General features: G+C 41.5%; 9 protein-coding genes. 4 read left to right on the top strand and 5 right to left on the bottom strand.

From position 1 onward, the window contains the following. Positions 1-13: 13 nt before the first annotated feature. Positions 14-1,237, top strand: coding sequence for an amidohydrolase (locus C5O00_RS10760; RefSeq protein ID WP_394342097.1), 1,224 nt, complete (start codon positions 14-16; stop codon positions 1,235-1,237). Further along, entirely contained in the window at positions 1,238-2,851 is a 1,614-nt protein-coding gene (locus tag C5O00_RS10755) for an FMN-binding glutamate synthase family protein (protein WP_105216855.1), read from the top strand. It abuts the gene before it with no gap. Here C5O00_RS10755 and C5O00_RS10750 read toward each other — a convergent pair. From C5O00_RS10750 to C5O00_RS10740, 3 genes are read right to left on the bottom strand one after another with little or no spacing between them, the layout of a single operon-like run. Next, positions 2,848-3,594, bottom strand: coding sequence for a LytR/AlgR family response regulator transcription factor (locus C5O00_RS10750; RefSeq protein WP_105216854.1), 747 nt, complete (start codon positions 3,592-3,594; stop codon positions 2,848-2,850). The genes C5O00_RS10755 and C5O00_RS10750 overlap by 4 nt on opposite strands. Then, complete coding sequence (locus tag C5O00_RS10745) at positions 3,591-6,353, bottom strand: sensor histidine kinase (protein WP_158676834.1); 2,763 nt, start codon at positions 6,351-6,353, stop codon at positions 3,591-3,593. The genes C5O00_RS10750 and C5O00_RS10745 overlap by 4 nt, the downstream gene beginning before the upstream one ends. 46 nt (positions 6,354-6,399) lie before the next feature. Further along, a complete protein-coding gene (locus C5O00_RS10740; RefSeq protein WP_158676833.1) occupies positions 6,400-8,157 on the bottom strand; it encodes a T9SS type A sorting domain-containing protein in 1,758 nt (585 codons plus the stop codon). 180 nt (positions 8,158-8,337) lie between these two features. Here C5O00_RS10740 and C5O00_RS10735 point away from each other — a divergent pair, with 180 nt between their 5' ends. After that, positions 8,338-8,862 (top strand): DUF7935 family protein, encoded by a 525-nt coding sequence (locus C5O00_RS10735; RefSeq protein WP_105216851.1) that lies wholly within the window; start codon positions 8,338-8,340, stop codon positions 8,860-8,862. Here C5O00_RS10735 and C5O00_RS10730 read toward each other — a convergent pair. Both C5O00_RS10730 and C5O00_RS10725 read right to left on the bottom strand, forming a co-directional pair. Next, positions 8,859-9,776, bottom strand: a complete 918-nt coding sequence (locus C5O00_RS10730) for a patatin-like phospholipase family protein (RefSeq protein WP_105216850.1) — start codon at positions 9,774-9,776, stop codon at positions 8,859-8,861. The two genes, C5O00_RS10735 and C5O00_RS10730, sit on opposite strands and share 4 nt — an antisense overlap. Further along, on the bottom strand, positions 9,773-11,872 hold the full coding sequence (locus tag C5O00_RS10725) for a M1 family metallopeptidase (RefSeq protein ID WP_244592976.1): 2,100 nt from the start codon (positions 11,870-11,872) through the stop codon (positions 9,773-9,775). The genes C5O00_RS10730 and C5O00_RS10725 overlap by 4 nt, the downstream gene beginning before the upstream one ends. Positions 11,873-12,051: 179 nt before the next feature. On the opposite strand from C5O00_RS10725, the gene recG reads away from it, so the two are divergent. After that, positions 12,052-14,157 (top strand): ATP-dependent DNA helicase RecG, encoded by a 2,106-nt coding sequence (recG, locus tag C5O00_RS10720; RefSeq protein WP_105216848.1) that lies wholly within the window; start codon positions 12,052-12,054, stop codon positions 14,155-14,157. Positions 14,158-14,166 lie beyond the last annotated feature (9 nt).

Below are 14,166 nucleotides of genomic sequence, written 5' to 3'. Positions count from 1 at the left end.
CGCCCAGGCACAGATGAATAAGGATGTTTTAACCGACATTGAAAATATTGAAGAACAAGTAATAGAATGGCGACGTTATTTTCACCAAAACCCGGAACTGTCCAATAGGGAATTTAAGACAGCCGAAAAAATCGAACAACATCTTCGGTCATTAGGTTTGGAGGTGCAAACAGGTATAGCCAAAACCGGGGTGGTAGGAATTTTAAAAGGTAATCAGCCCGGCAAGGTAGTAGCACTGCGGGCCGATATTGATGCCCTGCCCGTTACAGAAAGGAACGACCTTCCCTTTAAAAGCGAGGTGAAATCCAGCTTTCTCGAAACAGAAACCGGGGTGATGCATGCTTGTGGACACGATACCCACATTGCCATCCTCATGGGAGTTGCCGAAGTTCTTTCTTCTCATAAAGACAAGATAAAAGGGACCATAAAGTTCATTTTCCAGCCAGCAGAAGAAGGACCCCCTCCCGGGGAAGAAGGCGGTGCCAAGCTAATGATAAAAGAAGGGGTACTAAAAAACCCGGATGTCGATGTTATTTTTGGACTTCATATCAATTCGGGAACACCGGTTGGAACCATAAAATATAAAAGTGGTGGTACCATGGCGGCCGTAGAGCGCTTCGTGGTCACCGTAAAGGGAAAACAAACGCATGGTTCGGCACCCTGGTCCGGAGTAGACCCCATTTTAATTTCTGCAAAGATCATTGATGGATTCCAAACCATCATAAGCAGAGAAGCCCCATTAGTTGAAGAAGCCGCAGTCATCACCGTAGGAAAAATTTCCAGTGGGGTTAGGTTTAACATCATACCCGAAAGTGCCGAAATGATAGGAACCGTGAGGACACTCGACCCGAAAATGCGGGAACTAATTATGCGGCGAATGAATGAAATGGCCAGGGATATCGCAAAAGCTTACGGCGGGGAAGCATCTATCGAATGGCAGAATAATACGGTGGTAACCTATAACGATCCGGAGCTAACCTCACAGATGTTACCTACGCTTCAAGAGATAGCAGGTACGGAAAACGTTATTACCATGAATGCGACCACCGGAGGAGAAGACTTTTCCTATTTTCAGGAGATCGTTCCAGGTTTCTACTTTTTCCTGGGAGGAATGACCCCGGGAAATACTTCTTATTATCCACATCATACCCCGGATTTTCTGATCGACGATAGCGGGTTATTGCTTGGAGTAAAAGCGATGACTCAACTTTCTTTAGATTATTTAAATGCAAATTAAATGGATGCAGTTTTTGAGGTATTGAAATCGATTCCCTGGTGGGGGTGGGTTCTTATCCTGCTGGCGGTGATCGCGATAAGGGATATTTTTTTCAATAAGAAACACACCATCCGACACAACTTTCCTATCGTAGGCCATTTCCGCTATATGCTTGAGAGTATTGGCCCGGAGCTTCGCCAGTATATTGTTGCCAATAATCGCGAAGAATTGCCTTTCAATAGAATTGAAAGAGGTTGGATCTATGCTTCGGCAAAGAATGAAAATAATTATGAAGGCTTCGGAAGCGACCGCGACTTCTATAAACCAAATTACGTTTTTATAAACAATGCCCTGCTACCCTATAAACTACCTCCCAAACACCCCAACCGTTACGACCCCTATTTTGTACCCTGTGCGAAGGTAATGGGACTAGGTCGGCGTAAGCGGCCGTATCGCCCTGCCTCTGTTATCAATGTTTCCGCAATGAGTTACGGATCCCTTTCGGCACGTGCCATAGAATCTCTAAACAGGGGTTGTGCCATGGCGCATGCATATCACAATACAGGTGAAGGTGGATTATCTTCCTATCATCAAAAGGGGGGAGATATTATATTTCATTTTGGAACGGGATATTTTGGCGTTCGTGATGAATTGGGGAATTTCAGTATGGAAAAAATGCGACAACTTGTTGCTAATAACCCACAGGTAAGAGCAATAGAAATTAAACTATCTCAGGGTGCTAAACCCGGGAAGGGCGGGGTACTACCGGGTTCTAAGATCACCAGGGAGATTGCCGAAATTAGGGGAGTCCCAATGGGTAAAGATGTGCTCTCCCCTCCTACTCACAGCGCATTCAGTAATATAAATGAGCTAATAAATTTTGTGGAGGATATAGCAGCCGCCACTGGTCTTCCCGTTGGGATCAAGTCGGCCGTTGGAAAATTACATAGTTGGGAAGAACTTGCTACCAAGATGAAACAAAGTGGCAAGGGACCGGATTTTATAACTATAGATGGCGGTGAAGGCGGAACTGGAGCAGCACCTCCCAGCTTTGCCGATCATGTAGCCTTACCCTGGGTATTTGGGTTTAGTGATGTTTATAAGATATTTCAGAAACACGGACTTACAAAAGATATTACCTTTATTGGAAGTGGTAAGTTGGGCTTTCCGGCCAAAGCTGCAATGGCCTTTGCCATGGGTGTAGACTGTATAAATGTGGCAAGGGAAGCTATGATGGCCATTGGCTGTATACAGGCACAGGTATGTCATAACAATCATTGCCCCAGCGGTGTTGCCACACAGAATAAATGGAGGCAAAGAGGAATAAATATTTCGGATAAGGCAAAACGCACCCACTTTTACTTTAAAAATTTCAGAAAAGAATTACTTGAAATCACCCATGCCTGTGGATACGAACATCCGTCTCAACTCACGATGGATGATGTTGAATTTAGTTTAGGGGATCGCAATCTTATTAAGACCCTGGCAGATTCGTTCGCCTATAATAAAACCAAAGTACCGTTTACCAGCGTTGAGGAATGTATGAAATGCGAGCATCTGGGTGGAAACTACCAGCCAAAAGAAGCAAAGAATATTGTAAAACGGGCTATGGAAAAGAATGAAGTGCGCTATTAATTATCATTGAATAACTTAAGAAATGCCTTACGATGGGTTCTCGATATAGGTACCCTGTGATTCTTTTCCAATAATAAATATCCTTCGTTTTCGAATGCACGAACGTGTTCCAGGTTCACTATATGCGATTTATGGCATTTAAAGAATACTTTACTATCGTCTCGATCAAACCTTCCCAGGCTGTACGAGCTTAGCACAGTAGATCCATCTACGAGATGAATTCGGGTATAGCCTTCATACCCTTCCAAATGCAGTACTTCAAATTCTGGGATGAGTGAAAGTCCTTTTGCTGTGGGTACGATCAATTTGTGTGTACGTTTCATCGTGTCTCTTAATAAGCCAAACAGCTTCTCGGTCGATTCGGCCTGCAACTCTTTCTCAATTGCTTCAGCTGCTTTTTGTACTGCAATTACCAACTCTTTATCATCTATGGGTTTTAAGATGTAATCCACGGCCGACTGCTTTATCGCTGTGAGAGCATATTCGTTATAGGCGGTCACAAATATCACCTGAAAGGAAAGTTCGGAAAGTTGGGCCAGCATTTCAAAGCCGTTTAAATGAGGCATTTCAATATCAAGGAACAAGATATCGACAGAATTGGATTTTATAAATGAAATCGCTTTTCGAGGGTCCTGAAAAGTGCCGGCAACCTTCAGATTAGGGAAGAGGAATTCCACCTTTCTTTTTAAAAGCTCCAGAGCGGATCTCTCGTCATCCACTAATATTACCTGATAATTTTTCACGCTATTGCGGTTATTTTAAAGGTTGTAATATTTCCTTTGTCTTCTTTCTCGGGATAAGCCTCTCTATGAGAAAGACTAATATCCCACTTCCCGGATTTATTCAGAAATAAAAGTCGGTCCTCCAATACATGTGACGAAGTTCTTTTTCCACTATCGGTTTTTTTTGTATTAACAAACCCCACTCCGTTATCTTCTATCTCAACTTCCAGTGAGTTATCACCATTTTGCTGAAACCTAATATCCACTCTGCCTTTAGACTCTTTGTTAAATATACCGTGATTAATGGCGTTCTCCACTACGGGTTGTAATAACATCGTGGGGATATTCACCTTTGAGACTTCTACGCTATCACCTATTTTGATAGAATACTCTAATTTTTCATTAAATCTTAGTTTTTCAATGTCGAGGTAATTTTTTAATAATTCTACCTCTTTCGAAACTGTGACCTCTTTTTGTTTCGATAGTTCAAAGAATTGTCTCACCAGCCTGGAGAACTTGACCAGGTAGGATTCGGCCGATCTTATATCCCCGTTATTAATACAATACTGGATGGCCGCTAACGAATTGAACACGAAGTGAGGATTCATCTGAGACCTTAAAGCGTATAATTCGAATTCGGTAAGTTTATTTTGAATTTCCAGTTTAGACAACTTCTTGTTTATTTCGTATCGTCGTATCTGTAGCAGAAGCAAAAGGAGCAAAAGTGACCCCAAGGATACAAACACCACCTTACTAATTGGCTTTTGCCACCAAAGAGGACTTATACTAAACTTATGCGTAGATGAGTTTTGGCCTTTTCGAAGCTGAAGAGTATAATCATTTGGAGGAAGATTACTAAAATTTATAATATTCGAAGTGGTCGTTATCCACTTGGTTTCGAAGGGATACAGGCGGTATTCGTAAGGACTGGATTCTTTCTTTTGTGAAAAATCTATAGTTCCAATTACATAACTCAGGGTTCCGGATTTTTGATAATCTACTTTATCAACTTTATTAATTTCTTTACCCGCGTAGCTCCCTTTTTCAACATAAATTCCCAGGTATTGGTCTTGTTTTTGTAGATCGGATGGGAGCTTTACAAGTCCGTTATCTGTTCCAATCCAAAGCGCATCTCCCTGAGCTAGTATCGTATGCGTATTTACCGAGGGCACCCCATATTCGGTTCCAATAGTATTCTTTAAAGTAATTTTTGTTTGGTCGAGATCATACTGTAAAACCCCCTGGCTGGTGGACAACCAAAGATTATTATCCTGCACTACCTGTGAATTTGCGCTGAGATATTCGGTTTTTTCAATCTGGGTAATTTCTTCCAGATCGGTTCGGTAAGCGCCAAATCCATCGGTTGTGATCAATAATATGCCGGACGGAAGTTTTCCTAAATTCATTATAGGCCTGGAAAACACCTGGCCATTAATTTGAATAGGTAAAAGCGAATCGTTCTTAAGTTGTTTCAGCCCGTTGGACGTACCCACAATCAACATGTTGTTATAGCTAATTATATCTTTAATCCCCACCCCTTTGATATGCCTGGTTACCTGCATTTGGATCGGGTCTATTTGGTTTAGACCGGATGAGACATTTCCATACAAATACCCCTCGTGGTAACAGATCTTTCTCGCCATCGGACTAAAGGATTGCAGAATTCCATTGGCATTTACTTTCACGATCCCTTTACTTGTTAATAGAAATGCGGCCGACAACTGATCTATATAGGCGGTACCATACACAAAGCCTTCGCTTTTATTAAGTAGATCGAAACTATCATAGCTTGCGTTGTATAGGTAAAATCCGTAATCCTGAACCGAAGCGATGATACCCAAGGGAGTATCTTCCAACTGGCGTACTCGTTTCCCTTCAAGCCAGTATTTGTTCTTTCGGTTCACAGCAGGCAACTTATATAGCCCCTGATTAAGACTAGCCATCCACAAATTACCCAGCTTATCACGCATGGCAAAATGAGCTTTCAGATCTTCAGAAAAAAAAGATAGATTCACAAGTTGGTAATCATTGTCCATATTGGCCACAAACTCAGGACCTGTAAATTGCAACTCGCCGTTTACCGCATGAACTCTAAATAAGCCAGGATCTTTGGCCTTAATTGCTTCTGGAAAGTTGTATTCGAAAAGATCATTTGAATTTAAGTTTAAAACCGCATAACTCTTTTCACCGATAATAATTCCCAGCGAATCCAATACCCTTAATAAGCCTCTTTGATATCTTTGTTTATTAGCAGCAACAAAATCTCCCATTTTGTTCTTATACCGAAGATATCTTGCTAATTTTTCGTCATCATCGCTAGCGGTTGCTTCGTCCAGAAGTTTCCATTGCCCATCGTGTAAATAGTAGCTAAGGTTATTGTACCCGAAGTAAATATCATTATCTATCTTAAAAATAATGGCAGGAAATAACTGTTCATCCGGGTTTTCTGCCGGGAAATCAAATACTTCATTGTTCTCGATATAGCCTAATGAAGCCGACTTTGAGAAATACCAGAGTTTATGATCGTTTGTTATCTGAATATCCCAGATATCGTTGGTAGGGAGCCCATTCTTTGTATTGAATATTTTAAAGGTATTACCATTGAACCTGGCTATACCCTTGTCTGTGATCGCCCATACAAATCCTTTTTTATCCTGAGTTACCCGGTACACCATGTTCCCCGGCAGCCCGTCTTCCACCGAATAATGATCGTATTTCTGTGCTTTTACAGAGAGAAAAACGAAAAGTACAAGCAGAAAAATGGCAAACCGGGAATTCAAGGTTATTTTGTTTTTGGCTTTACTAAATTTACTTAAAATCAAGTTATTACTGGTTTTTTATAAACTTATGAGCAAATAATTCGCCATTCTCTCCCAATAGGTAAATCACATACACTCCGGAGGTAAGATCTTCAATTGCGATCGAATTATCAGGCTTCAGCTTCCCTTCCTTCACGATCACGCCAAGAGAGCTAATAATCGTGAAATGAGTGAACTCTCCTCCACTTACGAAGATCTGGGAAGAAGCTGGATTTGGGTATATACCAGGTTGTTCGTATCCTGCATCACCTATCCCCAAGGTTGACTCACAAAAGTTTTCTGTTATGGTTACAGGCGCATTATTGATGGTGGTTGTAAAGTCAGTATTGGGAACAAAGCCCGAAATAACCGGAACCGAGATAGGGTTTATACCAGCGGAATTAATCGTTCTATCAATATAATCGCAGTTATTGATCTTTGCACTTGTTGTACGGAACATCTCAGATTGGGTAGTTCCTGTTCCCATAGTGCGATACCCAAGATGGTAATAAGCGGAGTTCACATTGGCAGGATCGTTTATCTGATAACTAATATCCGGGTAATACATAAGTGGCATTTGCCAAAACCAAAAATTGTAATCATCCCCAGTGGGTTCTACATGAGGCACCGTATATTGATACAACGGCCCCACCTGGCTCCCAGTGGTTTTATTGAATTCGTATACAAACACATTGCTGTTTCCAAATTGCGGATTATTATTTCCATCTACCCATGACTCATCCCTGTCGTAACCCGAGATCACTAAATTATTCGCATCAGCAACAGATTCCATAACGGTGAAGCCATATCGGTTCAGGTCGTTCCATTCAAAAGCATACCAACTCCTTGAAAGATCTATAGAACCTGCCCCCGGTACGCTATCGTCCAATACTGTAATTCCAAAATAATGCGAAAAAGAATAATTGGTAAGCATAAACAACTCGTCTGCCGCACTATCGTAATAAGCATCCACGCTTATATCCCTGTTATTACCGAAGTAATAACTCTGATCCCATTGAACAGCCCCCAAAAAGTCAATTTTATGTGCAAGTACGGCCTGTTGTTCGCCTCCCAAAGCCAATTGAGCGGTGCAACTTCCCGTAATCAAATAACCATTATCCGTCTCTGTGATACCATTTGCAAAATCGAAATCGTCTGTATTTGTAGATAAGTTTGTGTCGATCTCGATCGTCCACAGTTCATTTAGACCAAAGTCGGTGCGGAGCACAAAACCAATATTGTTATTACAATTTACATTAACGTTATAACAGTCACTAAAGAAACCGCTCACTATAAAACCAACATCACCTAAACCATTCCCCGTAGCATCCGTTTCGGTGGCTTCGATATGGAGTCCAACCGAATTAAAATTAGCCGAAACAATTTCGTAATACTTTGCGTCGATCATTAAACCTGTGGTGGCATGAATTTTAGAGATAAACACATGACGCGATCCGGCCACATCTACCGAGCCGGTGATTACCACAAGACTTTCGTAGGCAACAGCGTCGAAAATTCGCAGGTTTTGAAAAGTTGAATGTGTGTATTGATTGATCCAGACCACGTTGCCCAGATTATCTATTCTTTGCAACATCAACAGGCCACTTGAAAGTGAAGCGTTGAACAGGTTACCTGCGACCACATAATCGGAACTACCATCCGTTAAAGGTACAATGTTAAGATCGTGAAAGTGCCTACTGCTCTCTATGATACTTTTCTGATATTGGGCATTCATGGCGAAGTTTATAAATAAGGCTGCCATGAATAAAGTAATTTTTGTTTTCATCGTTTTAGCCATTAAAAGTGTTATTCAGAATTAGGTTGCAATGTATTCCTACCACAGCCAAGAATGAATAGCGAGGTTATTTACCCTCATTGTGAAGCGATGAAATACTTATTTGGTTCGATGAACGTTATCTTGTGCAAATGGAAAAAAATCTTAAGTTTGCTGTAAGACCGTTAAATTATGGAAGATATTTCTCAGATACTGAACTACGTAGCCTACTTGTTACCTGCCATAGTGGTTGGGATCATTGCTTATTATTTTTTCAAAGGCCATTCGGCGAATGAAGAAGGGCGCCGCAGGTATTTAATTCAGAAAGAAGCCCAGAATAAAGTACTACCAATGCGTTTACAGGCCTATGAGCGCATAACACTGCTTATGGAGCGTCTGGACCCTAATAAGCTACTTATTCGCGTAAAACCATTCTCAGACGACATTGAGAAGTACGAAACCCTGCTTATTAATAATATTGAACAAGAATTTGAGCACAATGTGGCACAACAGATCTATGTGACCCCGGAATGCTGGAATCTTGTGAATGCTGCAAAAAATGCCACGATTCATATTATCAGGCAGGCCGCTATGCATGAAAAGGACAATGGTGCCGACCAAATGCGTGAATATTTACTTCGGAACTTCATGGAAGAGATCACCCCCTCTCAGAAAGCCCTGGCTTATATCAAAAAAGAGGTAGGGGAACTGTTTTAAGAATCCTGCGGATGAATTTCGCTGGTTTCTTCGTTCTGACTTTTAGCATAGAGGTAACCACTATCCCACCACTGGGTCATCTGTTTATTGTCGAAAATAAGTGAGTTGGTAGTAAGCACTGTTGGTGTATAATAGAAGTTTATCACAGCCTTGTGGTGTCCCGCCACAAATTTACCAATTCGGATATTTTGTTTCTCTACCCTGTCCAGCATAAAGGCGTGCATATTGGTTAGCAGGGAGAACGGGTTCCTGGAATGCATACGGTTATAGTAAGTCATTTCGGTTTCGAGGATAATAACATCTACAATAGTGGCACCCCTGTTGATGGCCTCTTCTATAGGCACCATGCTCCCAAAGCCTCCATCTGCATACTCACAGCCATCCTTCTTTACCAGGCTCATAAACGGAATGTAATTACAAGAGATCCAGATCCAATCACAAAAATCACTATAACTAAAATCGTTTACAGATTTATATTCTACCTGGTTTAGGGACAGGTTAGAAACTGTAACAACCACATCCTTGCTGCTTGCCTGTAATTTTTCAAACTCTTTCTCGGTTAGAGTATTGGATATCAACGTTCTAAGATTATAGCTTTCACCAAAAGTCTTACTCCCTCTCCAAAAATTACGCAACACCTTAAAATGATCGATCCCGATCTGTTTTTCACCAAACTTCCCTTTTTTTACTACGAAAGGACGATGACTAAAAATATCTTCCTGGCGAACCGAGGTATAGACTTTCTTTATTTTCTCGGGGTTGTTCAAAGCCAGATGGGAAATAAGCAGGCTGCCTGTTGAAGTGCCAACAAATAATTGATAATCGAAGCCTCTTTCCTGCATGAGATATTGAGCCACACCTCCAGCAAAGGCTCCCTTGCTACCACCGCCTGATATTACTAGAGCACGTTTCATGCTTTTAATTGGGTTTGTAAGAATTGCTGTTCCTTTTCAGAATAAGTGTCCAGCCTTTTTAAGATCTCATCTCCCGTTCCGGGATTTTTTATTATTTCTGAAAATAAGGTTCGGGATGCATTTCGAAATCTCCAATTGTGATGCACTGAAGCGTCTATAAGGTTATCCAGTACCTCATCGTTGAATAGACGAAGATCATTCACATACCTGAAAGCCAGTTGTCTAACCTCGAAACTGTATGTATTACTGGTGTATCCTCTCAATTCGTTAACAAAGCTTGTTTTCTCATCGGTTCTATAGCCCTCTGTGATAACGGCCAGGGCGAGCCATAATTGTCGTACATTCTTGTCCTGAAACCCTTCTACCGAACGCGTGATTTCCAGATATCTCGTCCGGTCCTCGGGAAATGAGCTCCATAGGTTGTACAAAGCAGCCTCGATGGTAACGTAACTAGAATCTTGCAGCAATTTTTCGAATTTAGGTTTAAGCCGTTCCGATACTCCATCCATAGAAACCGCTACGGCCTGCCTGATATAGAGATTATCACTATCGAGTGCATGTTCGTAAAGGGCGTGGGTTACAAAGCGGTCCTCTCCAGACAGCTGATAAACTGCTTCCTGACCAATAAAATCATTGCCCCCCAAAATAGCATCTCGCAACTCCCCTATTTTTTGCATTACAGGTGTAGCCCGTAAGGAGGAGATCTGAAAATACCGGTTCATAAATTCGGATCTGGACAGTGAATTGAACACCTGTGTAGAATTAAAAGCTGTTTGTTTCAGCCAATCCTCTTCCCAGTGATCTATATCGACCGTTGATACCGCTCGCACCTCTCGCAGAAAATCGGCGGTCGTCACATTACCAAATTTATTATTTGATAGATAATTTGCGATTGCTGTTTTAAATGCCTCATCTCCTATCAGCTCACGTAAAACGTGTAATGCCCAGGCGCCCTTTTCGTAGAAAGTTAGGGAGGATGCCTTCGGATTTAACAGCGATTCTCCTTTCCCGGCCTCACTTAATTCGCGTAATTGCTCGGCCGTTTGATATAACTGCCAGTAATAATAATCACTGCCAAATAATTCTTTTTCCACTAGATGGGCATAGTAAGTTGCAAAGCCTTCCTGCAGCCAGTGATGATCACCAGAGGATTCGGTGACCAAATTACCAAACCAGTGATGCGCCAGCTCATGGGCATTTACATTTATATAGTTTCTGTCGTTAAAACCAATGGAATCTACCACAAATGCTTCAGAGAAAATGGTGGCGGTTGTATTCTCCATCCCTGCATATAGAAAATCACGTACCGGAATTTGCTTATAATTTTGCCACGGATAAGGAATCCCGATCTCCGCCTCAAGGAAGTCAAAGATCTCCCGGGTATGCCTGTAGGTGGGTTCAACCTTTAAAGAATCCTCGGGTTTGAAGTATAACTCTATGGGTATCCCCGAATGTGAATTTATTTCTTTTTTTCTGAAATCGCCTATCGCCACTGCCACGAGGTAGCTGGACATGGGTTGCACCATATCGAATCGCCATGCGCGGCTATCCGTATCGATACTATTTACTTCCTTTAATGCCCCATTAGCTATTACCGTTACCTGGGGATTGGCAATTATCTGAAGATCGAACTCGATCTTATCGTTCATATCATCTATGGAAGGCAGCCAGTGCGACGTATATTTTCCCTGGCCCTGAGTCCAGATCTGATCGCCTGTAAAATAAAGAGTCTGCCGTGGGTAAGCAATATAACTAAAGCTGGTCTGGTAAGTCTTCCCTGTTTCAAAGTTACCATGGATCCAAATTTTATCCCGGGTAGATCCTACCTGTACTCCTTTTGAGGATATCTTTGTTATTTCCATGCCAATCGCATCAAGATATAAAGAATCGGACGCTTTTATTACATGAAATTCGACATATAAATCACCTATAACCTTTTTCGTATCAGGTTCAAATGTAATACTCGCGTCTATCTTTTTGAAATCTACTACCTCTGTTTGTTGGGCATGTCCAACCGAAGTAACAATTGTTATTAAAATGAAGAGAAAGTGTTTCATAAAGTACAGAGAAGCAAATGCTCTGCCAAATTTAGTCATTTCATAGGAGGTACGCCTGAGAAATCACAGAGAGAATGTGTTAAAGCATTAGCTTTAATTGGAGTAGATTGAATTAATAGTTGCTCTCAATCCATGCTGTAAATCCCGGAATGAACAGGTTTACTCAATCGAAGCAGAATGAGATTTCTCCCTTCGGTCGAAATGATTAAATTCGTTCTATGAATACCAATTTCCTTCAAACTCCCATTGAATATCTAAAAGGTGTGGGGCCTAACAGGGCAGATCTCCTCAAGAAAGAGTTGGGTATTCACACTTTTCAGGATCTTATCAATCTTTTTCCTAATCGTTATCTGGATCGTACGCGATATTATAAGATTTCCGAATTACAAAAAACGAACGCAGAGGTTCAACTCATCGGTAAGATCACGCATATTAAAACAGTAGAGCAAAAACGAGGAAAACGCCTGGTTGCCACCTTTGCCGACGAGAGCGGAAAAATGGAACTGGTATGGTTTCGAGGTATAAAATGGATCCGTGAGAACTTAAAGATAAATGATCCCTATGTGATCTTCGGAAGGGCAAACTGGTTTAACGATCACTTTTCTATGCCTCATCCCGAAATGGAATTACAGGAAGAACATGAAAAAAGTCTTCGATCGGCCATGCAGGCAGTATATCCTTCCACCGAAAAATTAAATAGTCGAGGTATCACGAACAGGGTGATCATTAAGTTGATGGAACAACTGTTTGTTGAGTCCAAAAATAACTTCGCTGAGAGTCTTTCAAATACCATTCTAAATAGCCTGAAATTACTGCCAAAAAAGGAGGCACTTTTCAACATTCATTTTCCTAAAGATGCAACGCTTTTGGCAAGGGCACAATACCGATTAAAATTTGAAGAATTATTCTATATTCAGCTCCAACTTCTTCGAAAAAATCTTGTCCACAAATCGAAAATTAAAGGCTATCCTTTTACGAAAGTAGGGGAGTATTTCAACACCTTTTATTCGGAACATTTACCCTTCCAACTTACCACTGCGCAAAAGCGAGTTATCAAAGAAATTAGAAAGGATGTAGGTAGCAATGCACAAATGAACCGCTTGTTGCAAGGAGATGTGGGAAGCGGGAAGACCATAGTTGCGTTCATGTCAATGATTATAGGCATTGACAACGGTTTTCAAGCCTGTTTAATGGCGCCAACTGAAATTTTGTCAGTCCAACACTATAATAGTTTATTGGATTGGTGTAATAAGTTGAAAATCAGTATTTCTATTCTCACTGGTTCAACCACCACTTCAAATAGACGAGAAATTCACGAAAATCTCGAAAATGGCTCTTTACAGATACTTGTTGGCACACATGCATTGCTCGAAGATAAGGTGAAATTTAAAAATTTGGGCATTGCTGTGATCGATGAACAACACCGTTTTGGTGTGGCTCAAAGAAGTAAACTCTGGCAAAAAAATAAGAAGCCTCCTCACATTCTTGTAATGACTGCAACTCCAATTCCCCGAACCCTTGCAATGAGTGTTTATGGCGACCTGGATATTAGTGTGATCGATGAACTTCCACCGGGTAGAAAATCTATAAAAACGGTACACAGATTCGACGCAAACAGACTTAAGGTTTTTCGCTTTCTGAAGGAAGAAATTTCGAAGGGCAGGCAGGTGTATATTGTATACCCGCTAATAGAGGAAAGTGAGGCTCTGGACTATAAGGATCTCATGGATGGTTATGAGAGTATTGTGAGAGAGTTTCCGTTGCCGGAATATCAAATATCAATTGTTCATGGAAAAATGAAACCGGCCGATAAAGATTTTGAAATGGACAGGTTTGTAAAAGGAGAAACACAGATCATGGTGGCGACCACCGTCATTGAAGTTGGTGTTGATGTCCCAAACGCTTCCGTAATGGTAATAGAAAGCGCCGAACGGTTTGGATTGTCCCAACTCCACCAACTTCGCGGCCGCGTAGGCCGCGGTGCGGAACAAAGCTATTGCATCCTAATGACCGGCCATAAACTCACTCACGATGCCCGTACGCGATTGGAAACCATGGTCCGCACCAATGACGGCTTCGAAATTGCCGAAATGGACCTAAAACTACGGGGACCCGGCGATCTAATGGGAACTCAGCAAAGCGGTGTACTTAACTTAAGGATCGCAGATATTGTAAAAGACGGGGAAATACTAAAGATAGCCCGCTCCTATGCCTTTCAAACCCTGAAAGAGGATCCAGCCCTTGAACACCCTGAAAACGCTCCTGTTAAGCATACTTATTCTCAATTAGCTAAATACAGGAACATCTGGAATTATATTTCGTGATCCAAAAAG

Origin of the sequence: Pukyongia salina (assembly GCF_002966125.1) — a bacterium.
In the GTDB taxonomy this organism is placed as follows: Bacteria; Bacteroidota; Bacteroidia; order Flavobacteriales; family Flavobacteriaceae; genus Pukyongia; species Pukyongia salina.
Note: the sequence above shows the minus strand (reverse complement) of the source record. Positions and strands in the feature narration are given on the sequence as shown.

Bases quoted from the DNA above. Each gene is read 5' to 3' on its own strand.
- C5O00_RS10735 (WP_105216851.1), top strand. From the start codon at position 8,338: ATGGAAGATATTTCTCAGATACTGAACTACGTAGCCTACTTGTTACCT.
- C5O00_RS10730 (WP_105216850.1), bottom strand. From the start codon at position 9,776: ATGAAACGTGCTCTAGTAATATCAGGCGGTGGTAGCAAGGGAGCCTTT.
- C5O00_RS10755 (WP_105216855.1), top strand. From the start codon at position 1,238: ATGGATGCAGTTTTTGAGGTATTGAAATCGATTCCCTGGTGGGGGTGG.
- C5O00_RS10725 (WP_244592976.1), bottom strand. From the start codon at position 11,872: ATGACTAAATTTGGCAGAGCATTTGCTTCTCTGTACTTTATGAAACAC.
- recG (WP_105216848.1), top strand. From the start codon at position 12,052: ATGAATACCAATTTCCTTCAAACTCCCATTGAATATCTAAAAGGTGTG.
- C5O00_RS10740 (WP_158676833.1), bottom strand. From the start codon at position 8,157: ATGAAAACAAAAATTACTTTATTCATGGCAGCCTTATTTATAAACTTC.
- C5O00_RS10760 (WP_394342097.1), top strand. From the start codon at position 14: ATGAATAAGGATGTTTTAACCGACATTGAAAATATTGAAGAACAAGTA.